The organism is Corallococcus sp. CA054B, assembly GCF_003611625.1.
GTDB lineage: Bacteria > Myxococcota > Myxococcia > Myxococcales > Myxococcaceae > Corallococcus > Corallococcus coralloides.
This window is the reverse complement of record NZ_RAVY01000171.1, coordinates 1-20,957: the sequence shown is the minus strand read 5'-3', so window position 1 is coordinate 20,957 and position 20,957 is coordinate 1. Positions and strand designations below refer to the sequence as shown.

The window sequence follows — 20,957 nt, the reverse complement described above, 5'->3', positions numbered from 1 at the left end:
GGGCAGACGTCCGCCCACGAGCCGCTCCAGGTCGGCCCGCGCCATCCAGTAGTCGCGGACCGTCTCCAGGTATGCCCTCCAGGCCTCCACCTGCTCGCGTCGCGCGATGAGGAGGGCGGGAAGGCCGATCTGCATGGCGTTGTACTGGCGTTGTGACTCCTCGACGATGGTGGTGCGCAGCGGGAGCACGACCTTCTGGTAGCGCTCCGCCATGTTCCGCAGCGTCACCAGCTTCGCCCTCGCCGCGCGCACCTCCGAGCGGGCGTTGACGGCCAGCTCCATCAGCCGGTTCTCACCCTGGCGGTGCTGCGCCTCCAGCTTCGCGATGAGCGCCTGGCGTTGATCGAAGATGGGCAGCTCCAGCGACAGCGTGGGGCCCAGCAGGCGCGGCCCGTTCGCGTCGCGGTGCGTGTGCACGCCCACCTCCACGCGGCCGAAGAAGCGCGTGCTGCGCGCCAGCTCCAGCGCGTTCCACAACAGCGACGCCTGCTTGCGGGCCGCGTCGATGTCCAACCGCTGCTCGATGGCCAACGTCTCCAAACGCTCCAGCGAGGTCTCGGTGGCGGGGACCTCCGGCAGCTTCTGCGCCAGCGTCCACTGGACCCTCGCGCCGTACAGACCCATCAGGCGGGTGAGGTGTTCGCGCGCTTCGACCAGCGCCAGCTCATCCTGGGCCAGCTCCAGGCGCGCCTGCTCCATGGCGGCCTGCTCGGTGGCCAGGGCCAGCACCGTGATGTTGCCCGCGGCGCGCTGCCGGTTGGACAGGTCCGCCGCCGCGTCCGCGGCCTGGAACACCTCGCGGCGCAGCGCGACCAGCTGCTGCCGGGCCTGCACCTCCGTGAACGTCTGGCGGACCTCCGCCGTGGTGGCAAGCGCCTCGTGCGCGACGCGCAGCGTGTCCGCCTGGAACTGCTCCTTCGCCACGCGCTTGCGCAGGGGCAGCGTGAAGAGGTCCACGAAGCTCTGGACGATGGAGAACTCCGTCTCGGTGTTGCCGTCCGAGGACAGCGGGAAGCCGATGCTCCCGTCGAAGGACGGGTTGGTGAGCAGGCCGGCCTGCACCATGTCCGCCTGGGACACGCCCAGCTCCTCGTACGTCGCCTGGAGCGCGGGGTTGTTGAGCAGCGCCACCTCCACCGCGCGGTCCGACGTGAGGTCGCCGGCCAGCAGGGCATCCAGGTGCTGCTGCACCTGAGCGTCTTCCGGCGTCCCCTGGTTCCAACGCGTCTTCAACCCTGTCCGCTCCTCCACGAGCGCGGCCACTTCCATGTGGCCGCGCTCCTTCTGGATGGACGCGCAGCCACCGAGCAACAGAACCGCGAGGAGCCAGGGGGATTTCCAATGCACACGAGACCTCGAGAATGAATGTGCCCGTACGGCAGCCAGGACACCGGCTCCTGTCGAGCAAGGGCCGGGCCACTGCGTCAGGTATCGCAACCCCACGGAATGACGACGTCCGAAGCAACACGCTCGCATGGGCGCTTCGTGCGAGGTGTGACCGCCAACGTCACACTGTGATGCGCGGTGCGGCGTCCAGGCCGGGCGCTTCGAGCCGCCCCACACCGGGGATGAAGCGGCCCACGCGCGCCGCGTAGCGCTGATAGGTGGCGCCGTGCAGGCGCAGCAGGTGGTCCTCCTCCAGCCGCACCTGGAGCGACACCAGCAGCACGTAGTCGAGCCAGCCCATCACGGTCCACGCGCTCGGGGTCGCGAGCGCCATGCCCGTCACCACGATGAGCATCCCGCTGAAGATGGGGTTGCGCACGACGCCGAAGAGGCCTCCCGTCACCAGCTCCGTTCGATCCGAGTCGATGCCGATGCGCCACGACGCCCCCATCTCCACCTGGGCCCGCACGGTGAAGACGAACCCCACTGCCACCAGGGCCCAGCCACTCCAGCGGAGCGCGTCGGGCACGTGCCACACGCCCAGCGCCTGCTCACCGAAGGCGAGGTGCGCCGCGCTCCAGAGCACGATGGCCCCCATGAACAGCGCCATGCCCACGCCAATGACCCGCTGGAGCGGCGGGCCGGAGCGGTGCAGCACCAGCGCCGGGCGGCCCGTGCGGCGGCGCAGGCGCACCGACGGCAACACCATGGCGAAGAGGAGGAATGCGAGGGTGGCGGCGGGCAGGGCCGGCCGGGTGAAGGTGGCGACGTCCATGGGGTGACCTCCAGCTGCGTTCACCCCTGCTGACGCCCGGCCCCGCGCGCTCTTACAGCTGATTTTTCACGCGGGCGCGCAGTCGCAGTCCACGCAGCCCTGCGCGCAGCAATGGCCACACAGCTCCACCAGCTGCTCCCCCAGGGCCTTCCGGGCGCGGTGCAGGCGCACGGCGGCGTTGTTGGCGGAGATGCCCGCCTCCTGCGCGTACGCGGCCACGGTGAGTCCCTCCAGGTCCACCCGGCGTACGGCCTCCGCGTACTCGGGCTTGAGCGTCTCCGCGAGCCCCGCCACGCAGCCGCACACCGTCGCCTCCAGGCCGTTGGCGTCCTCGGTGGACAGGGGCTGCTCGTGCGCCAGGGACTCCAGGGTGGAGACCTCCCGTTGGCCCCGGCGGTGACGGTCCACCAGCGCGTTGCGCAGGAGCCGGTAGAACCAGGCCACCGCGCTCTGCTCCTCGCGCAGGGAGCCTCCCTGCTCCATGCCCTTCACGAACGCGGCCTGAAGCACTTCGCGCGCGGCCTCCTGGCTCCCCACGCGCGGCGTGAGGAACGCGAGGAACGCATGGTGATGGCGCAGCAGCGCGTCCATCGCTTCCGGTGACAGGCTCATGCCGGAAGCTTCCTGGCAGCCCTGCGTGCCGCGAGGCGCTCCTGGAACCCGTGCACCAGCGCGTAGAACGTGGGCAGGGCCAGCAGCGTGAAGAGGGTGGACGTGACGAGCCCGCCCACCATTACCACCGCCAGTGGACGCTCAATCTCCGTCCCGTGCAGCGGCAACACCAGCAGCGGCAGGAGCCCGAGGATCGCCGTGCCCGCGGTCATCAGCTTGGGCCGCACACGGCCGATGCTCGCCTCGCGCACGGCCTCCGCGAAGGGCTTGCCCCGGCTCATCAGGTCCTTCGTCTGCGCCACGAGCACCAGGCCGTTCTGCACCGCGATGCCGAACAGGCCGATGAGGCCCACCAGGCTGGAGACGTTCCAGGTCTCGCCCGCGAGCAGCAGCGCGAGGATGCCGCCCACGAACGCGTCCGGCAGCGTGGCCAGGATGACCAGCGCCTCCGCCACGGAGTCCAGCGCGAGGTACAGCAGGACGAACACCGCGAGGAGGGCCAACGCGATGGCCACCGTCAGCGCCTGCGCCGCGCGCTCCTGGCTCTCCACCTTGCCGCCCACGTCCACGAAGTAGCCCGTGGGCAGCTTCAGCTGCGTGGCCAGCACCTCCCGCACCTCCGCCGCCGTGCTGCCCAGGTCGCGTCCGGACACGCTCGCCTCCACCGCGATGCGCCGGCTGCCGGCCTCGCGGCGCACGCTCCCTGCTCCGGAGGTCTCCTCGATGGTGGCCAGCTGGCTCAGCGGGATGCGCGTGCCGTCGTGCCCGTCCACCAGCAGGTTGCGGATGGCGTTCACGTCACCCCGGCGGTGGTCCGCCAGCCGGAGCACCAGGTCGTAGCGGCGCTGGCCCCGCCAGATCTGCGCGGACTCCTCACCCACGAGCCCCACGCGCACGGCCCGGATGACGTCCCCGGGCGTCAGCCCCACGCGCGCCACCGCCGCGCGGTTCACCGCGATGCGCAGCTGCGGCAGGCCGCTCAGCCGCTCCACCCGCAGGTCCTCCACGCCGTCCACCCTGGACATCAACGCGCGCGTGCGCTCCGCGAGCTGCGACAGCGTGTCCAGGTCTGGCCCGAAGACGCGCACGGAGAGGTCCGCGGGGCTGCCTCCCAGCCCCTCGTCGATGCGCATCCCCAGCGGCGTGGTGAAGAGCACCGACACGCCGGGCACCTTCCCCACCGCCTCGCGCATCCGCGACTCCAGCCCCTCGCGGCCTCCGAGGGTGTCCTTCTTGAGGACCACCAGCACGTCGGACAGGGTGTGGGGCATCGGGTCCTCGGTGCGTTCGGCGCGGCCGGTGCGGCGCACCACGTCCTCCACCTCCGGGAACTCGCGCAGCACGTCCTCCACGCGGTGGTTGAGGCGATCCACCTCGTCCAGCGACGCCTCCGCCGGCAGCACCGTCTGGAGCAGGAACGCGCCCTCGTCCAGCCGGGGCATGAAGTCGCTGCCCACCATGAAGGCCAGGCCCAGCGCGGGCACGGTGATGGCCAGCGCCACCACGCGCACCAGGCCCGCGTGGCGCATGCACCTGTCCAGCAGCGGCGCGTACGCGGCCTTCACCTTGCGGATGATCCACACGTCCTCTGGCGAGTCCTCGCGCGGCGCGCGCAAGAGGAGGCCCGACACCACCGGCACCAGCGTGAGCGCCAGCGCGAGCGACGCGGCCAGGCACGCCACCACCGCCGCCGCGAGCGGCTGGTACATGCGGCCCTCGATGCCCGACATCGCGAAGAGCGGGATGAACACCGCGACGACGATGAGCGTGGCGAAGGCGATGGGACGGCCCACCTCCATCGCCGCCGCCAGCGCCTCGTCGCGCACCGAGCGGCGGCCCTTGCCCTCGCGCAGGTCGTGGATGACGTTCTCCACGACGATGATGGCCGCGTCCACCAGCAGGCCCACCGCGATGGCCAGCCCGCCCAGCGTCATCGTGTTCAACCCGATGCCCGCCGCCTTGAGCAGCAGTCCCGCCAGCGCCAGCGACAGGGGCAGGGTGAGCGTGACGATGAGCGCCGCGCGCCAGTCCCCCAGCAAGAGGAAGAGCACGCCCACCACCAGGAACGCGCCCAGCAGGATGGCGCGGCCCACGCCTCCCAGCGCGGAGCCCACCAGCTCCGATTGGTCATAGACGACGCGCAGCTGCACGCCCGGCGGCAGCGAGCGTCGCAGCTCGTCGATGGCCGCGCGCACGCCTTCGGCCACCTTCACGGTGTCCGCGCCGAACTGCTTGCTCACGCGGCAGCTCACCACCTCGCCCTCCAGCCGGTGCGCCATGCCCCGGCGCGGCGCGGGGGCCTCGCGCACGTCCGCCACGTCTCCCAGCAGCACGGGCGTCCCGTCCCGCAGCGCGACCACGGTGTTGTTCAGGTCCTCCACCGACTCCGCCCGGCCCACGGCGCGCACGGCCCACTCCATGGGGCCCTGCGTGATGAAGCCTCCGGAGGCGTTGACGCTGGCGCCCTCCAGGCCGTGCTGGACCTCGTCCAGGGTGATGCCTCGCGCCACCAGTTGATCCGGATCCAGCAGCACCTGGAACTGGCGCAGGTAGCCGCCCAGCCGCTCCACGCCCGCGACGCCGGGCACCGCGAGCAGCCGGTTCTTGATGTCGAACTCCGCCAGGTCGCGCAGCGCCATCAGGTCCGCGCTGCCGGGCTCCGCCTCCAGCGTGAACTCGAAGACCTCGTTGAGCCGGCCGGTGAGGCTGGACACGAGCGGCGCGTCGGTGCCGGGGGGCAGCTCGCCCTCGGCCTGCGCCACCCGCTCCGCCACGTACTGGCGGCTGCGGAAGTAGTCCGCGTCCGGTTCGAACTCCACCGTCACCTGCGTGACGCCCAGCTGCGAGGTGGAGCGGATGCGGCGCACCTCGGGCAGGCCCGCCAGCGCCACCTCCATGGGGATGGCCACCGCCGTCTCCAGCTCCTCGGCGCCCATGGCCGCGTTCTGCACGATGACGTTGAAGATGGGCGCGGACAGGTCCGGGAACACGTCCTGGCGCAGGTTGCGGAGCGCCACCGCGCCGAAGGCCGCCAGCGCCAGGACGACGAGCACCGTCAGCCCGGGCCGCGAGAAGGACGCGCGGAGGATGCGCCCCGGCAACGTCGTGCGCGGATCAGTGTCCATGCTCGTCACCTCCGCCCTGGGACTTCTCCACTTCCGCCTTGAGCAGGAACGCGCCCTCCACCACCACCTCGTCGCCCACGGTGAGGCCCTTCAGGACCTCCACCTGCGTGCCCAGGCTGCGGCCCCGGCCCACCTCGCGCTGCTCGAAGACGCCGGCCTCCGGCGTGGGCAGGAACACCACCCAGCCGTTCTCCAGCCGCTGGAGCGCCGCCGCGGGGACGGCGGTGAGCGTGGCGCCCGGATCCCCCAGCGGGATGGACGCCGACGCGGACATGCCCGGCCTGAGGAGCCCCTTGCCGTTGTCCAGCTCCAGGCGCACGGGGATGGTGCGGCTGTGGGGATCCACCCGCTGCCCCACGTGGCCCACCTTCGCGGCGAACTCCTGGCCCGGGAACGCGGCGAAGGTGACGCGCGCGTCCGCGCCGGGCATCAGGCGCACGGCGTCCCGTTCGAACGCGTGGACGATGAGCCACAGCGACGACAGGTCGCCGATGCGGAAGAGCGCCTGCGAGGGATCCGCCATCTGCCCCAGCCGCGCGGTGCGCTCCACGACGGTGCCGTGGATGGGCGCCTTGAGCACGAAGCCAGACGTGCCGTCACCTCCGTTGCCCGCGCCCAGCGCGGAGAGCGCGGCCTTCGCGGCGGCGACCTCCGCCTCCGCGGCGGCGGCGTCCGCTTCAGCGGCTTGCACGTCCTTGCGCGCGACGATGCGCTCCTCGGCCAGCGTGCGCTTGCGGTCCGCGGCCTGACGGGCGGCGGTGGCGCGGGCCTGGGTGGCCTGGAGGTCCGCGCGGGCTCGGCCCAGCTCCGGACTCTGGAGCTCCGCCAGCCGCTGGCCCTGCTTCACGGCCTGGCCCGTCGTCACGGCGACGGAGGCCACGCGCGCGGAGACCGGCGAGGCCACCTCCGCGTAGGCGTCTTCACTGAAGGTCAGCTCGCCCAGCGCGGTGACGCTCTCTCCGCCCGGGCGGGCCTCCACCTTCGCGGTGGTGACGCGCAGGTCGCGGAGCATCTCCTGGGGGACGTGCACGTGGATGACGTCTCCGGACTCGACGTGGAGCTTCTCCTCGGCGGCCTCGTCGTGGCCGTGTTCGTGCGCGTCGTCGTGTTCCGGCTTGGAGGACTTGCAGGCGGTGAGGCCCACGAGGACGGACAGCAGCAGCAGCGTGGGCTTCATGGCAGGACTCCCGTTTCCACTTCCAACTGCACACGAGCAAGGGCCAATCGCAGCAGGCCTTCGAGCCACGCGGCCCGCGCCTCCAGCGTGTCGCGACGGACGAGGAGGAAGGCCGCGAGGTCCATCTCCCCGGCGTCATAGGAGCGCTGCGCCAGCGCCTCGTTGTCGTCCAGGAGCGGCAGCACCTCCTCCAGGACCCCGAGGGCACCCAGGCTCGCGCGGTAGCGGTAGCTCGCGGCCTGGACCTGGGCGGGCACGACGGTGCGCGCGGCGGCGAGCTCCTGCTCGGCGCGGGTTGCATCCGCTTCCCCCACGAGGCGCGCTTCCTGGCCTCGGGCGAAGAGGGGCAGGGGCACGCTGAGCGTTCCCAGGAACACCGTCTCGTCCGCCTCCTTCTGGTAGCGCGCGCCCACCGTCACATCCGGAAGCACCTGGCGCCGGCCCAGCGTCGCGGCGGCCTTCGCCTGGACCTGCTCCTGCTCCAGGGCCACCAGATCCGCGCGCGCTCCCGCGCCGCCCGGCGCCTCGCGGACGGGCGCTCGCGCGATCGACCGCAGATCATCGTCGTAGGTGGCCATGGGCCTCGCGCGGTAGCCCACGCGCACCTCCAGCTCCTCCCGCAGCGCGGAGATCTCACCGGCCGCGACCTGGAGCTCCGCGCGGGCGCGGGCGTGCGCCACCTTCGCCACGTTCACGTCCACGGCTGGAACGTCACCGGCCGCGTAGCGCTGCTCCGTGGCCTGGACGGTGCGCGCCGCCGCTTCCGCCGCGGCCTCCACCAGCTTCCTCCGCTCACCGGCTTGCAGCAGGCGCAGGTAGGCGGCGGCCACGTCCCCCAGCAGGAGCCGCTCCGCGTCGCGCAAGCGGGCCTCCTCCATGGACAGGCCCGCGCGCGCCGCCTCGCGCCGCAGGCCCTGCTTGCCGCCCAGCTCCAGGGGCTGCGACAGGCCCAACGCGAGATCCAGGCCGTAGACCCCATTGGGGAGCCGGCGCGGACCTACCTGGACGTCGAGCTGGGGGTTCTCGCGCAGGAGCGGCGCGGCGCTCGCCAGGGGCCCCTGCGCGGCGCGCACGCGGGCCCGGGCCTCGACCAGCGCCGGGGCGTGCTCGCGCGCCAGGGCGAAGACGTCCTGGAGGGTGATGCGGGATGACTCCGCGCCACCGGGGCGCGGCCAGAGCAGTGCAGCAGCCAGCCCGAGGGCGGCCGTCGCGGAACGGATGGACACGGAAGAAGACCTCTTCGGAAGGCGGGCCGCGCGCATCCATGCACCCGGGCATGAGGCCGGGCACACCGGTGGCGGGGCGCGTGCGAACGACGGCGGACGCGGGCCTTAAACGAGAGGGGCTATCGGGGGATGGAGGATGTCATCCGCGTCGGCGGAGGACGGCTCCAGGGCTTCGGGCGTGATGGGGGGCTCCCGGAACAGGGAGCCCATGAGGCCCGGCAACGGCACGGCGACGGCCAGGGGCCTCGTGTGCGCGCAGCAGGCGCAGTCCACGCAGGTGGGGGCGCACTGGCCCTGCGCGTCGTCATCCGCGCAGCCCGTGAGGCACGTCTCCGCCTGCTGCGCCAGCCCGAAGGCATGCGCGAGCCCGCCCCCAATGGGAGCGAGCAGCATCAGGCAGATGAAGAGCCAGAGTCGGAGCACTGGAGCGGTCTTCTAGCACGCTCCGGTGCAAGTGCACACGTCGTGCGGGCAGGGCGGGCGGCGCGAGGAGCGCTGCTCAGCCGCCAATGCCCTTGCGCAGCCGGGCCCAGTCGAAGTTGGCCGCCGGGTCGTCCTTGCGGCCCTTGGGCACGGCCACGTCCTTGTGCCCGACGATGTTCTTCGCCGGCACGTCGTGCTCCTGCTTCAGGTAGCCCACGAGCTGCGTCAGCGCCTTGTACTGCGCGTCGGTGAAGGCCGTCTTGCCGCTGCCGTCGTTGACGATCTCAATGCCGATGGAGCGCGCGTTCACGTCCGTGGGCACGCCGTGCAGCTCCCCCTTGCCCGCGTGCCACGCGCGCTTGGTGTCGCCGACCAGCTGGTAGATCTTCCCATCGCGGTCCAGCATGTAGTGCGCGGACACCTTGCTGTCCTTGTTGCGCATCCACGCCAGGTCCCCGGAGCCGTTGTTGGTGCCGGTGTGGTGCAGCACGATGGTGTCGATGTCCGCGCCGTTGCGCGAGTCGCTGTTGGGCGAGGGCGCGCTGATGACCGCGGGCTTGGTGAACTTCCCCGGCTCCGTGGGCGGAGGCGTCGTCGTCTTGAGCGCCTTCGTCAGCGCCGCCGCCGTCTGCGTCCCGTAGTAGCCGGTGGCGGAGATCTTGTTGTCCGCCTGGAACTTCTTCACCGCCGACTCGGTCGCCGGCCCGAAGGAGCCGGTGCCCGTGTTCATCTGCGCCTGGGTCATGTAGCCCAGCTTCACCAGCCCCTGCTGCAGCTGCTTCACCTTCGCCCCGGAGTCGCCCTTGCCCAGTCCGGCCGGCGGCGCCGTGAGGGCCGTGGACGCGGCCGCCGCGCGCGCGGGAGCGGCGGTGCGGGGGGCCGTGGCGGCGGTGCTCGCGGGCGCGTTGGCGGTGGCGCGGGGGGTCGTGGCACGGACGGTCATGGTGTACGATTCCAGGAATAGTGGATAGCTGTTGCTTTCGCGATTATCGGCGTCGTGTGCGGGAAGTTGTGTGCCGGGAGTGGAACGACACCGCCCCGGCGTCCGGAGGCACCGCGCGCGCCCTGCGCTCCGTCCCATTACGACCCGTGCAAAAGGGTGGGTGCTAGCGTGCCTATTTGGGAGGTCACGCATCCTTGCTCCAACCCTTCAGATTGGCTCTTCCCCTGGCGCTCATGCTCGCTTGGGGGACTGCCGCGCAGGCTCAGTCGGCCACGACAACACGCGCTGAGCGGAAGCGCTCCGTGACTCTTGCTGGCACGTCCACAGAACCGCTGCCCGTCGTCCGCGTGGCGCAGGACACCATGACGTTGCTGTTCTTCCCGTCGCCAATCCAGCGGAAGACCCTGGCCTTCGATGAAGCTCGGATCCGCGTCCTCGATGCCGGTGAACGCTCCGTCATCGTCCAGCCCGTGGCCAACCTTGGCGACGGCGAACGGCAGGAGATCGGAGTCTTCTTCGCCGATGGTCGAGCGCCCGCACGGGCCGCTTTCGTGCTCGTGACCGACCCTGCCGAAGTGGACTCGCGGATTGACGTGCAGCGCCCGGAGCCGCCCAACACGGCCTGTCAGCCCACTTCGCAAGCCCCAGCGCCGAAGCCGGAAGACTTCGTGTTGCTGGGCTATGTGGACAATGGCGGCGTCACAATGTCCAAGCTTCAAGTCGAGCTGGAGGCTGTGCAGGGCCTCGCGTTGGAATCGCTCAACGCCTTTCGGGGGGCGGGGTGGATTCTGGCGGACATGAGGATCCTGAACCGCTCCAACCACGCCGCATGGTCACCCCAAGAGGCGACGTTGCTGGGGCGTGTGGGCGTGCCCCTGCGGGCGCGGCTCGTGACAACGAAGCCGGGGCCAATTGCTCCGGGAGAGGTCAGGCGCGTTCTTGCGGTCGTGGAAGTGCCAGAGATGGACGCGGACCTCGTCTTCACCCTGGACGTGCGCGGGCAGGATGGGCGTCGTTTCACGGTTCCCGGCGTGCGTTTCCCGAAGCCCACCGCAGGAGATGCCCGATGAGCGCGACGTTGCTCGACCCTCCTCCGGGTTCCTTGATTGACGGATGGCAGGTGGCCAAACCCCTGGGGGCCGGAGGTTTTGCCCGCGTCTTCCTGGGCGAAAAGAGCGGCCGGCACCGTGCCATCAAGGTGGCTCAACACCGGGAGGCCAGCGGCGACTTCAAGCAGACCCATGCGCGGACGCTGCGGGAGTTGACGGTGCTGCTCATGCTGGAGCACCCCAACATCGTCCGGCCGCAGGGGCATGGCTTCGCGGAGAGCGGCAACCTCTACCTCGCGCTCGACTACGTAGACGGTTGGACGCTCGCGGAGTGGGCTGAACGAAAGCACCCGACGGTTCGCGAAGTCCTCGGCGTCTTCGAGAAGCTAGCGGGGGCGCTGGCTTACATGCACGGCCGGGGCATCCTGCATCGGGACCTGAAGCTGTCCAACGTGCTCATCCGCAAGAGCGATGGCGAGCCCGTCATCATCGACTTCAGTTGCGCGACCTATACGCTCGCCAAAGACCTGACGGACGGGGGCTTGCCTCCGGGCACGGACCGCTACCGCGCGCCAGAGCAGTTCCAGTTCCTGTACGAGCACAAGGACGAGCAGCGGGCCCGCTACGCCTTCCAGGTCGCCGACGAAATCTTCGCGGTCGGCGTCATGCTCCACGAGTTGCTGACGGACCCGCGACCGTCGGAGTTCCGTCCACGCTTCGACTTGAACAATGCGGCCTTTCCTCCGCCGTCACCCCGCTCGGCGAATGCGCGGGTTCCAGAGGCGGTGAGCGATCTCATCGAGAGCATGCTGGCCCTGGATCCCAAACGGCGCCCGATTGATACCGAGGCGTTGCGCCGCGAGCTGGCGGAACTCCGGGCCGACCCCAGCACTGAATACGACGTGCCGGGGCATCCGCCATCGGAACAGCGTCACGGAGGGTCGGCCCCCGCGGCACTGGCGTCGCCCGCTACCCCCCAGTCCCTCAAGAGACACGTCGCCCGAGTTGAGCGCCCGCGAGGCCGGGGCCGGTGGAGTGGGATCCTCGCCGGCATTGTCGCGCTTGTCGCTGTCGCGCTCCTTTGGCGTGCCTTGGCGGTCGTTTCCTGGGGCCCTGTCGAGCCGCGAGCCGTCACGGATGAGCGCTCTCCCGTCACCGCTCGTTCCGCACCGCCCAGGACAACCCCTCCTGCTATGTCCACACCCAGCCCCTCGCCCACGGCCCCGGGGCCCTCAACCGCCGCTGCTCCGAAGGAAGGTTCAACCGTGAAGACCCCGCCGACTGAAACGCCGCCCCCAGGCCGCACACCTCGCATGACGAAGAGGGCCGTTGCCGCCGTCGAGTGCGCGTCGCTGTCGCTCGCCGCCGCGCTGATGGCGGGTTGCCCCGGCGCTCAGATCCGGCCCGAGTCCTTCACCTGTCCGGCAAGTGCGAAAGAGGCCATGCGGGAGCAGCTCCACTGGAGTTACAGCGACATCTTCTCCATCCGATTCGACCACCGCCAACCGGAACAGGAAGAGGTGTGGTTCACCGCTGGCGCGGAGATCGTGGGGGTGGTCCCGAAAGGACCATTTGCCGACGATAGGCAAGGGGCGGTCGCCCCGACGGGGACGCGCTTCTACGGCAAGGCCTATTACCTCTCCGAAAAGATGGGGCGTGCGGATGGGCCCGCGCTCGTCGTCCGGTATGACCGCGTGAAGCTCCCGGGGCAGGACGAGTACCCCATTTGCGTCGTGGTGGAGGCGAAGGCCAAGGGGTTCAAGGACGGCAAGGTGAAGGCGTTCAACCGGGGTGGCGGTTATGTCGTGAACCGCTGGCCCTGACCGGATCCGGGGGACGTATTGGGTAGGTGTTCAATTGGGGGCCTCTTCTCCGCAAGCGCGACATGACCTTCCAGGGTCGTTCCGTTTCTTCCCATCCCATGGGTAACGTCACCTGTGACGCGTTGGCTTGACTGCCCGCGCGAGAGGAGGAAAGAGCATGTCGGAAAGTGAGTTCAGGCTTCCACGCGGGGCCATTCTCTTCACGAGGGACGGCTTCCAGTACGAGTTCCGCGAAGACCTGGGAGAGGTCCACCACGGGTTGAGCCTCCTGCTAGCCCGGCGCCGCACTTCCGAGGGCAGCATCCGAGGCAAGGTGCTGCTCAAGGCGGTTGGCGTTCCGAATCTGACGGAGCTGCCCCGCATCAAGCGTGCGCGAGCGAAGCTGGAAGAGCAGGTGCGCCTCGCGACGTATCTCGACCATCCGGCCATTCTTCGCGTCCACGGGCTGCACAGGGCGGAAGGGTGCTGGTACGTCATCACTGAACATCCGTCGGGGCACAGCATCAGCAACCTGCTGACGCTCGCCGGGGAGTGCGGTCGCCGGTTCTCGCCCCTCTTCACGCTCCATGTCGGGGCTCGCGTCGCGGAGGCACTGGAGCACGCCCATGAGGCGCAGGATGAGCAGGGGCGCCCCCTCCACATCGTCCACCGGGCGCTCGACGTGGAGAACCTCTTCGTCGACTGGAACGGCGACGTGCGGGTCTCCGACTTCGGGCTCGCCTTGTCGGACCTGCCCGGCCGTGTTTCGTCCACGGTGCGCCGGCCGCAGGGGGATGCCTTCTACTCCTCCCCGGAAATGCTCCTGACGGGCCGCGTGGATGCGCGTTCAGACCTCTTCGCCCTGGGCAATGTCCTGCTTGAACTCGCGACGGGAAAGAACATCCTCGATGCCCCGGATGCCTTGACCGAAGAGGTGAAGGCCGCGTTGTCGGTCCGGCAGCGCAGGCGCGTTCGGCATGCCATCAAGCGAGCCCAGCTCGCGGGCAGCCCGCCCATGGTGGCGGATGCCATCTGGCGCGCGGCGACCTACACGCAAGCAGAGCTGGAGGCGTTGACGGAGCCGCTTCCGCAGGGCCTGCGCGTGACGCTGCGCAAGCTCCTCCAGCCCCGGCCAGACGCCCGCTATCAGACTGCGCGCGAGCTGGCGGCGGACCTGCGCAGATGGCTTGGAGAGGGCGCCGCCTACGGCCGGAACGAAGTGGCCGCGGAGCTGCACGAGATGGCGAAGCGATCCCGCGAAGTGATGGTCGAACTTGGCATGCGGCGTCCCCGTGGCTTCCAGGCATCTCAGGACGAGCTCAGCACGAACTGATTCCCGCCTGGCCCTCGGGCACGAGAGCACCCCCAGGGAGCTCCGCGTCGATGGGAGAGCGTCAGCTGCCGGTGGCGCGGCGCGGCGATTCGGCGCGCCCGGCCGCTTCGCCCCGCACCTGCGAGTACGGATCCAACGGGTCCCCACCCAGCGCCTCCAGCTCCACCAGGGTGCCCAGGCCCATGCGCCGCGCGTGGTCCAACAGCAGGCGCGTCACCACGTGGTCCTCCAGCGCGTGGCCGGTGGAGTCGAACACCGTGTTGCGCTCGCGCCAGCCCTCGAACTCCTCCGGCTGCTGCACCACCGTGGCCAGGTCCGGGCCAATGTGGTCCGGGTGGAGCTGCTGACACTCGCCCTCCAGGCGCGCCTGCGCGGGAAAGTCCGGCACGACGAGGCTGCGCCGCAGGAGCGCCAGGGGCAGCTCCGCCTTGCCCGGCTGGTCCGAGCCCACCGCGTTGATGTGCGCATGCGGCTGGAGCGCGTGGCCGGAGATGACGGCCCCGGCGCCTGGGGCAACGGTGGTCGCGGTGCAGAGGATGTCCGAGCGCATCTCCAGGTCCGGCAGCAGCGTGGGCCGCACATCCAGTCCCAGGAACGCCACGCGCCGTACGAACGAGCGCGCCGCGTCCGGATCAATGTCGTGCACCAGCACCTGCTCCAACCGGAACACGCGGCTGAGCGCATGCAACTGGGACACGGCCTGCGCGCCGCAGCCCACCAGGCCCAGCACCCGGCTGTCCGGTGTCGCCAGGTAGCGGCTGGCCACCGCCGACGCCGCGCCCGTGCGCAGCGCCGTGGCGAACACGCCGTCCATCACCGCCACCAGGTGGCCCGTCTTCACGTCGTAGACGCTGTGGGACGCGACCAGCGTGGGCAGCCCCGAGTCCCCCCGGTTGCTGGGGAGGGAGGCGGACACCCTCACGGTCAGGCTGTCCCCGCGCCGCAGGGCGGGCATCCAGCCCATCGTCCCGGAGGGGCGCGGATCGCTCACCACCTGGAAGCCCTCCCGCTTGGGGACCTGTAGGACGGACTCGTCGAACTCCCTCAATGCCACGGTGAGTGCGTGGATGAGCTCGTCCATCAGGACGTCCAGCCCCACGCCTTCCACGAGCGCGCGCAAGTCAGTGGGACCGAGCAGAAGGGTGCGAGGAACCGGGAGCGTCATGTGTGCGCAGTCTACGCCCCTGACAGGAATTGCAACGGGTCAGTTTTGATTTCGAATTCCTGTCTTGCTGTGTCTTTTGAATGCAGGTGCAGGGAACAAGGCGGCGAGGCGACCGTGTTGGATGCGGGCGCTCGACATCCGGCGGACCCACGTGGCCCTGGCTTCGTGCCCGCCCGCTCCAGCCGCTCCACCCCCAACGCCCGAGTGAACGCCTCCTTGAAGCCCTCCGTTCCCAGGACGCCCGTACTCACCGCCGTCTCCGACCTGTCCCCCCGCCGCATCCCTGAAGCGCCCGATGCGCCCCGCGCGCGCGTCCTCCTGGTGGACGACACGCCGTCGAACCTGCTCGCCCTGGAGGCCATCCTGGAGCCGCTCGGCCAGCAGGTGGTGTCGGTGCGCTCCGGCGACGAGGCGCTGAAGGCGCTGCTGTTGGACGAGTACGCGTGCGTGTTGATGGACGTGCAGATGCCGGGGCTGGATGGCCTGGAGACGGCGCGCCTGGTGCGCACCCGCGAGCGCACGAAGCACCTGCCCATCCTCTTCATCACCGCGCTCAGCCGCGAGGCGGCCTACGTCACCCGGGGCTACGAATACGGCGCGGTGGACTACCTGCTCAAGCCCGTGGACCCGGACATCCTGCGCGCCAAGGTGTCCGTGTTCGTGGAGCTGTACCTGCGCGGCGAGAAGCTGCGGCAGCAGGCGCTGGAGCTGGCGGAGCGCCGCCGCGTGGAGGAGGAGCTGCAGCGCGCGACGGAGCTCGAGCAGCAGCTGGTGGGAATCGTCGGGCACGACATCCGCACGCCGCTCGCGGCCATCCTCACCACGGCCAACGCCCAGCTGTCGCGCGAGCTGCTGCCGGACGCCCAGCGCAAGGCCTTCGAGCGCGTGGCCCGGGGCGGTGAGCGCATCCAGCGCATCGTGGATCAGCTCCTGGACTTCACCCGCGCGCGCGTGGGCGGCGGCATCCCGGTGGTGCCGGGCGCGGGCGACCTCAACGAGCTGTGCCGCAAGCTGGTGGACGAGCTGCGCGCGGCGAAGCCGGAGCGCTCCATCCTCTGCGACTTCGCCCGCGACAGCCTCCCGGGCGTGTGGGACCTGGACCGGCTGGCGCAGGTGGTGGCCAACCTGCTGGACAACGCGCTCAAGTACAGCCCGCGAGACACCCCCGTGCGCCTGCGCACCTATGAGCAGGGCGCGGACACCGTCTATCTGGAGGTCCAGAACGCCGGGGCCCCCATCCCCGCGCACCTGTTGCCCACGCTCTTCCAGCCCTTCCGCCGCGGCGACGGCGCGGGCCAGCGCGAGAGCCTGGGCCTGGGGCTCTACATCGCGCGCAGCATCGTGGAGACGCACGGCGGAACCCTCCGGGTAGAATCCACCCCGGACGTCGGGACGATCTTCTCTCTCTGTCTTCCGCGTCAGGCTTTGGTTGAGACGCGCGCGCACTCCGCGTGCGCGGGCGTCTCCGAGCCGATGACGGCTTGAAACACAAGGCCGTTCGCGTCACGGACAGTGCATTGCAGTGGTGGCTGATTACTCCACGTAAAAGCCATACAACAATCCATCCACATCAAAACCTCTCATAAGTTGAGGCAAGCATGTGGAGGGTTTGCTACAATGCCAGACGTCCGGGAGGCAGTCCGTCCGGGCGCGAATAGTGTCCGCTTTGGGGAGGGTGCGCGACAAATGAACGACAACTCGACGTGGATTCCCGTGGATGGAAGCGACCCGGTGCGTGCGTGGGTGCGACGCCCCGCCTCTGGAACGGGTCCGGCCCTGCTGCTGCTGATGGTGGAGGCGTTCGAGGGAAACGCCCACCTGAAGCTGATGGCCGAGCGCTTCAGTGAAGAGGGCTACGTGGTGGTGGTGCCCGACCTCGCCTCGCGAGGGGAACCGGAAGAGGTGGACCTGAAGCCCGTGGTGGCCTGGGCGCGCTCACTGCCGGAGGTGGTGGGGCTCCGGGGCAAGAAGCAGGTCGGCGCGCTGGGCTACGGGCTGGGCGGGACGCTGGCCGCGCAGCTGGCGGCGCACGCACACGTGGACTGCGCGGTGGCCTACTGCGCGCCCGGCATGGAGGACGTGCTCGCGCAGGCGGGTGAGAGCGCGGCCCCCATGGTGCTCCACTACGCGGAGTGGGACGGCTTCGTGCCTCCGGCCGCGGTGGCTCGGGTGAAGCAGCACGTGAGCGTGGACGTGGAGCTGTACGTGTACCAGGGCGTGCGCCACGGGTTCTTCCGCGAGGGGTCGCCGGCCTGGCACCGGCCCTCGATGATGACGGCGCACACGCGCACCCTCGCGCTGCTCAAGCGCGTGATGGGGCCGCGCTACGACCTGGCCGCGCTGTGGGACAAGCACACGGAGCTGGAGTTCGCCGCCCGCGACGCGGACGCGACCATGAAGACCATGGTGTCGCACCCGTACGTCAACAGCGTGCCGGTGATGACGGGGGGCGTGGGCGCGGAGTACCTGCACCGCTTCTACGCGAACCACTTCGTCCACGCGAACCCCAAGGACACGAAGATGACCCTGCTGTCGCGCACCGTGGGTGCGGATCGCGTGGTGGACGAGTTCATCTTCAGCTTCACCCACGACATCGAGATGGACTGGATGCTCCCGGGCATCCCGCCCACCGGGAAGTACGTGGAGGCGGCCTTCGTGGCGGTGGTGAACTTCCGCGGCGACAAGCTCTACCATGAGCACATCTACTGGGATCAGGCCGCCGTCCTGGTGCAGCTGGGCCTGATTGACAGGAAGGGCCTGCCCGTCACCGGCGGCGAGGCCGCGCGCAAGCTGCTGGATGAGACCCTCCCGTCCAACACCCTGATGGAGAAGTGGGACGAGAGCGCGCCTTCCAACAACCGCAAGGCCGGCTGACGCTGCCGGGATGACCCCCGCGCCCCGGGTTCGCCACTACCCAGGGCGCGGTGTCTGATTTTCACGGGCTTTCGATGCGCGGAGCCATTGCGCCGGCTCCTCTGGAATGTCCACAATGAGCCACCTCGCTGGATGGTCCAGGGGGGCTTCGTTTCCCAGACTTCCTCTGGATTTGGCGCCGCTCCCGGATGCGACTCTCCCTCTCCCAGAAACTCACGCTGGCGCCGCTGTTGGTGGCGCTGTTCTTCACGGTCCTCTTCTTCGGCTACCTCATCCCGCGCGTCAGCTCCGCCTTCGAGGCGCAGGGCCGGGACGTGGGAGGCGCGCTGCCCGCGGCGCTGGCGGCCACGCTGCCCGCGGCGATGCCCGGGGGCCAGACGGAGGCGCTCCAGTCGGTGCTGGAGCAGGCGGTGCGCCACCACCAGGTGGCCTACATCGCCGTCTTCGACGGGACCGGTCAGCTGCGCGCGGTGGCGGGCGAGTACGCCACGGCGATGCGGGAGCTGCGCGACCGGCTGGGCCGCGCGCAGGGTGAAGCGACGTTCTACGTGCGGGACTCGGAGCTGCTGGACGTGAGCTCGCGCTTCGCCAACGGGGCGGGCACCGTGCACGTGGGCTTCAACCGCACGGCGGCGCGCGCGCAGGTGCGGGCCATCACCACCGGGGTGAGCGTGGTGATGGTGCTGGCGCTCGCGCTCTTCGTCGTCGTGGGCATCGTGCTGGCGCGCCGGGTGGCGGCGCCGCTGGTGCAGCTGACGGAGGTCGCGCAGCGCATCGCGGAGCACGGCGACCTGCGCGAGACGGTGCGCGTGGAGGGCTCGGACGAGGTGGCCCAGCTGTCGAAGGCCTTCTCCCTGATGGTGTCCAAGGTGAAGGACCTCTTGCAGCAGCTGCAGGGCTCTTCGGACCTGCTGCGCGGGTCGGTGGACCACCTGAACGACTCCGCGGGCCGGCAGAACGAGATGGTGTCCCGCCACGCCGCCGCGCTGCAGGAGACGCAGGTGACGGCGCAGGAGATCCGCCAGACGTCCGTGGTGGCGTCGCGCGCGGCGGAGACGGTCATCGACGTGGCGGAGCGCGCGGAGGTGCTGGGCAAGACGGGCGAGATCGCCATCACCGAGAGCATCGAGGGCATGGTGGCCCTGCGTGCGCAGGTGGAGCAGATCGCCGAGCGCATCATGGCCCTGGGCGAGCGCACCGAGCAGATCTCCGGCATCACGGAGACGGTGAAGGACCTGGCGGACCAGTCCCACCTGCTCGCGGTGAACGCGGCCATCGAGGCGGCGCGCTCCGGGGAGCACGGCAAGGGCTTCGCGGTGGTGGCGCGGGAGATCCGCGGCCTGGCGGACCAGTCCATCCGTGCGACGAACCAGGTGCGCGGCATCCTGGCGGACATCAGCACCGCCATCTTCGCCACGGTGGAGATCACGGCCGCGGGCACGCAGCGCATGGAGGCGGGCCTGGCCCAGGTGCGCACGTCCGGGGACACGCTGCGCCAGCTGTCCTCCATCGTGCGGGACAGCGTGGTGTCCGCCCGTCAGATTTCGCAGACGGTGAACCAGCAGGCCACCGGCATCGAGCAGATCTTCACCGCCGTGAACGAGCTCAACACGGTGATGGGCGACACGGTGAAGCGCATCGCCACCACCAGCGAGTCCGCCGTGTCGCTCAAGCTCCTGTCGGAGCGCGTGGCGGCGATGGTGCGCGACTACCGGCTGTAGCCGGGCGGAGGCGGGGGAGGAAGCGCTCCACCACCTGGGCCACGGTGCGCGTGGTGGCGGCGCCGGGTTCGTTCACCCGGGCCGCGAGGAAGGCGGCCCCCAGCCGGGCCACCGACGACACGACGAAGAGCACGTGCAGGTTCACCCAGAGGTGGCCGCCCAGCATGAATTGCTGGGGCACGCGCGCCGCCAGCGCCCCACCCAGGGCCGCCGCCGCCGCGTAGGCCAGCCCGCCCGCGGTGGCGAACGCCGCCAGGTAGAAGGGCCGGCCGTGGCGCGGCGCCACCGTGAGGGGCAGCGCGAAGATGGCCAGGCCGTGGCCGCTCCACAGCGCGCCCGCCAGGAGCACGTCGAACAAGAGCGGCCAGAGCGTCCCCGCGGAGGGCAGGAGCCACAGCATGGGGATGGCGCTGATGCCCAGCGAGCAGAGCATCAGCACCGGCTGCGCGCCCAGCCTGTCGATGGCGCGGCCCCACAGGGGCGCCGTCAGCACGCGCACGCCCGCCACCGCCGCCGCGTGCAGGGCCATGATGACGAAGGTCATCTTGAGGTTCTGCAGGCTGTGCAGCGCGAAGAAGGGCGCGGACACACCCACCGCCGCGTTCCACGCCACCTGGTACAGGAGCACCCGCCGGGCGCCGTCGTCCTTCCAGGGCAGCAGCGCCGCCTTGAGCTCCAGCTTCGGAGAGGTGCCCGGGGGCGCGGGGTCATGCTGCGCGGCCATCATCAGCGTGGTGACCACGCCCATGACGCACGCGGCGAGCGCCAGCAGGGGCAGGGCCATGCCCACCCCGTCCAGCCCCTTCAGCCGGTCCATCAGCAGGCCCGCGGTGAGCGACGCGCCGGTGCCCATCAGCGTGGTGAGCGCGGTGCGCTTGCCGAAGAAGCGGCCTCGCACGGCGCCCGGGACGAGCTCCCCCATCCACGCCACCCACGCGTTGTTGCCCACCACCGCCAGCACCGCGGATGCCCCGGCCACGGCGAGCAGCAGGTGCTGCTGCCCCTCCAGGGACAGGCCCAGCCACGGCATCAGCGCCAGGGGCAAGAGGGCCAGGCGCGACAGGCACACCGCCGTCAGCGCCACCCGCCGGTGACCGAAGCAGAGGGTGAGCCACGCGGCGGGGAACTGCACGAACTGCGCGAAGAACGGCAGCGCCGTCATCACGCCCACCAGGAAGGGCCCCAGCTTCAGCGCGATGGCCCACGCGGTGAGCACGGTGGGACCCGCGCACGCGGTGAACACCTCCGCGAACATCCCCTCCACGGTGGACACCTTCAGCGACGCCCTCAGGCGCCGGTGCAGGGGCGGGCCCCGGTGGCCGTCCGGGGGCGGAGGGGCTCCCAGG

General features: G+C 70.6%; 16 protein-coding genes. 6 read left to right on the top strand and 10 right to left on the bottom strand.

From position 1 onward, the window contains the following. The 8 genes from D7V80_RS31260 to D7V80_RS31225 all read right to left on the bottom strand — a co-directional run. Positions 1–1,269 (bottom strand): TolC family protein (locus D7V80_RS31260; protein WP_199738900.1); only part of this gene is annotated, 1,269 nt, incomplete at its 3' end. A gap of 238 nt (positions 1,270–1,507) precedes the next feature. Next, positions 1,508–2,161 (bottom strand): isoprenylcysteine carboxylmethyltransferase family protein, encoded by a 654-nt coding sequence (locus D7V80_RS31255; protein ID WP_120591616.1) that lies wholly within the window; start codon positions 2,159–2,161, stop codon positions 1,508–1,510. Positions 2,162–2,227: 66 nt separating this feature from the next. Then, positions 2,228–2,773 carry an RNA polymerase sigma factor gene (locus D7V80_RS31250; RefSeq protein WP_120591615.1) on the bottom strand — a complete coding sequence of 182 codons (546 nt, stop codon included), beginning with the start codon at positions 2,771–2,773 and terminating at the stop codon, positions 2,228–2,230. After that, positions 2,770–5,898, bottom strand: a complete 3,129-nt coding sequence (locus D7V80_RS31245; protein WP_120591614.1) for an efflux RND transporter permease subunit — start codon at positions 5,896–5,898, stop codon at positions 2,770–2,772. Before D7V80_RS31245 ends, D7V80_RS31250 begins: the two co-directional genes overlap by 4 nt. Further along, a complete protein-coding gene (locus D7V80_RS31240; protein ID WP_120591613.1) occupies positions 5,888–7,075 on the bottom strand; it encodes an efflux RND transporter periplasmic adaptor subunit in 1,188 nt (395 codons plus the stop codon). Before D7V80_RS31240 ends, D7V80_RS31245 begins: the two co-directional genes overlap by 11 nt. After that, positions 7,072–8,301, bottom strand: coding sequence for a TolC family protein (locus tag D7V80_RS31235; protein ID WP_233585856.1), 1,230 nt, complete (start codon positions 8,299–8,301; stop codon positions 7,072–7,074). Before D7V80_RS31235 ends, D7V80_RS31240 begins: the two co-directional genes overlap by 4 nt. Before the next feature lie 105 nt (positions 8,302–8,406). Continuing rightward, the gene (locus D7V80_RS31230; RefSeq protein WP_120591611.1) at positions 8,407–8,724 is read right to left on the bottom strand and encodes a hypothetical protein; all 318 of its coding nucleotides are present in this window, start codon (positions 8,722–8,724) and stop codon (positions 8,407–8,409) included. A gap of 76 nt (positions 8,725–8,800) precedes the next feature. Next, positions 8,801–9,667, bottom strand: a complete 867-nt coding sequence (locus D7V80_RS31225; RefSeq protein ID WP_120591610.1) for an N-acetylmuramoyl-L-alanine amidase — start codon at positions 9,665–9,667, stop codon at positions 8,801–8,803. 194 nt (positions 9,668–9,861) lie between these two features. Between D7V80_RS31225 and D7V80_RS31220 the strand changes: the two genes are divergently transcribed. The 3 genes from D7V80_RS31220 (at position 9,862) to D7V80_RS31210 (ending at position 13,851) form a co-directional block, all read left to right on the top strand. Continuing rightward, on the top strand, positions 9,862–10,737 hold the full coding sequence (locus D7V80_RS31220) for a DUF2381 family protein (RefSeq protein WP_120591609.1): 876 nt from the start codon (positions 9,862–9,864) through the stop codon (positions 10,735–10,737). Next, a complete protein-coding gene (locus tag D7V80_RS31215) occupies positions 10,734–12,539 on the top strand; it encodes a serine/threonine-protein kinase (RefSeq protein ID WP_120591608.1) in 1,806 nt (601 codons plus the stop codon). Before D7V80_RS31220 ends, D7V80_RS31215 begins: the two co-directional genes overlap by 4 nt. A gap of 157 nt (positions 12,540–12,696) precedes the next feature. Further along, positions 12,697–13,851 (top strand): protein kinase, encoded by a 1,155-nt coding sequence (locus D7V80_RS31210; protein ID WP_120591607.1) that lies wholly within the window; start codon positions 12,697–12,699, stop codon positions 13,849–13,851. Positions 13,852–13,912: 61 nt separating this feature from the next. Here D7V80_RS31210 and D7V80_RS31205 read toward each other — a convergent pair whose 3' ends face one another. Next, positions 13,913–14,950: an ornithine cyclodeaminase family protein gene (locus D7V80_RS31205; protein WP_233585855.1), complete on the bottom strand. Its 1,038-nt coding sequence runs from the start codon at positions 14,948–14,950 to the stop codon at positions 13,913–13,915. 282 nt (positions 14,951–15,232) lie between these two features. Between D7V80_RS31205 and D7V80_RS31200 the strand changes: the two genes are divergently transcribed. From D7V80_RS31200 to D7V80_RS31190, 3 genes are all read left to right on the top strand, one after another. After that, positions 15,233–16,501 (top strand): ATP-binding protein, encoded by a 1,269-nt coding sequence (locus D7V80_RS31200; protein WP_233585854.1) that lies wholly within the window; start codon positions 15,233–15,235, stop codon positions 16,499–16,501. A gap of 201 nt (positions 16,502–16,702) precedes the next feature. After that, on the top strand, positions 16,703–17,890 hold the full coding sequence (locus tag D7V80_RS31195; RefSeq protein ID WP_233585853.1) for an alpha/beta fold hydrolase: 1,188 nt from the start codon (positions 16,703–16,705) through the stop codon (positions 17,888–17,890). A 188-nt stretch (positions 17,891–18,078) separates the two neighbouring features. Further along, on the top strand, positions 18,079–19,611 hold the full coding sequence (locus D7V80_RS31190) for a methyl-accepting chemotaxis protein (protein ID WP_120591603.1): 1,533 nt from the start codon (positions 18,079–18,081) through the stop codon (positions 19,609–19,611). Here D7V80_RS31190 and D7V80_RS31185 read toward each other — a convergent pair. Then, entirely contained in the window at positions 19,559–20,956 is a 1,398-nt protein-coding gene (locus tag D7V80_RS31185; protein ID WP_233585852.1) for an MFS transporter, read from the bottom strand. The two genes, D7V80_RS31190 and D7V80_RS31185, sit on opposite strands and share 53 nt — an antisense overlap. Position 20,957: the final 1 nt, after the last annotated feature.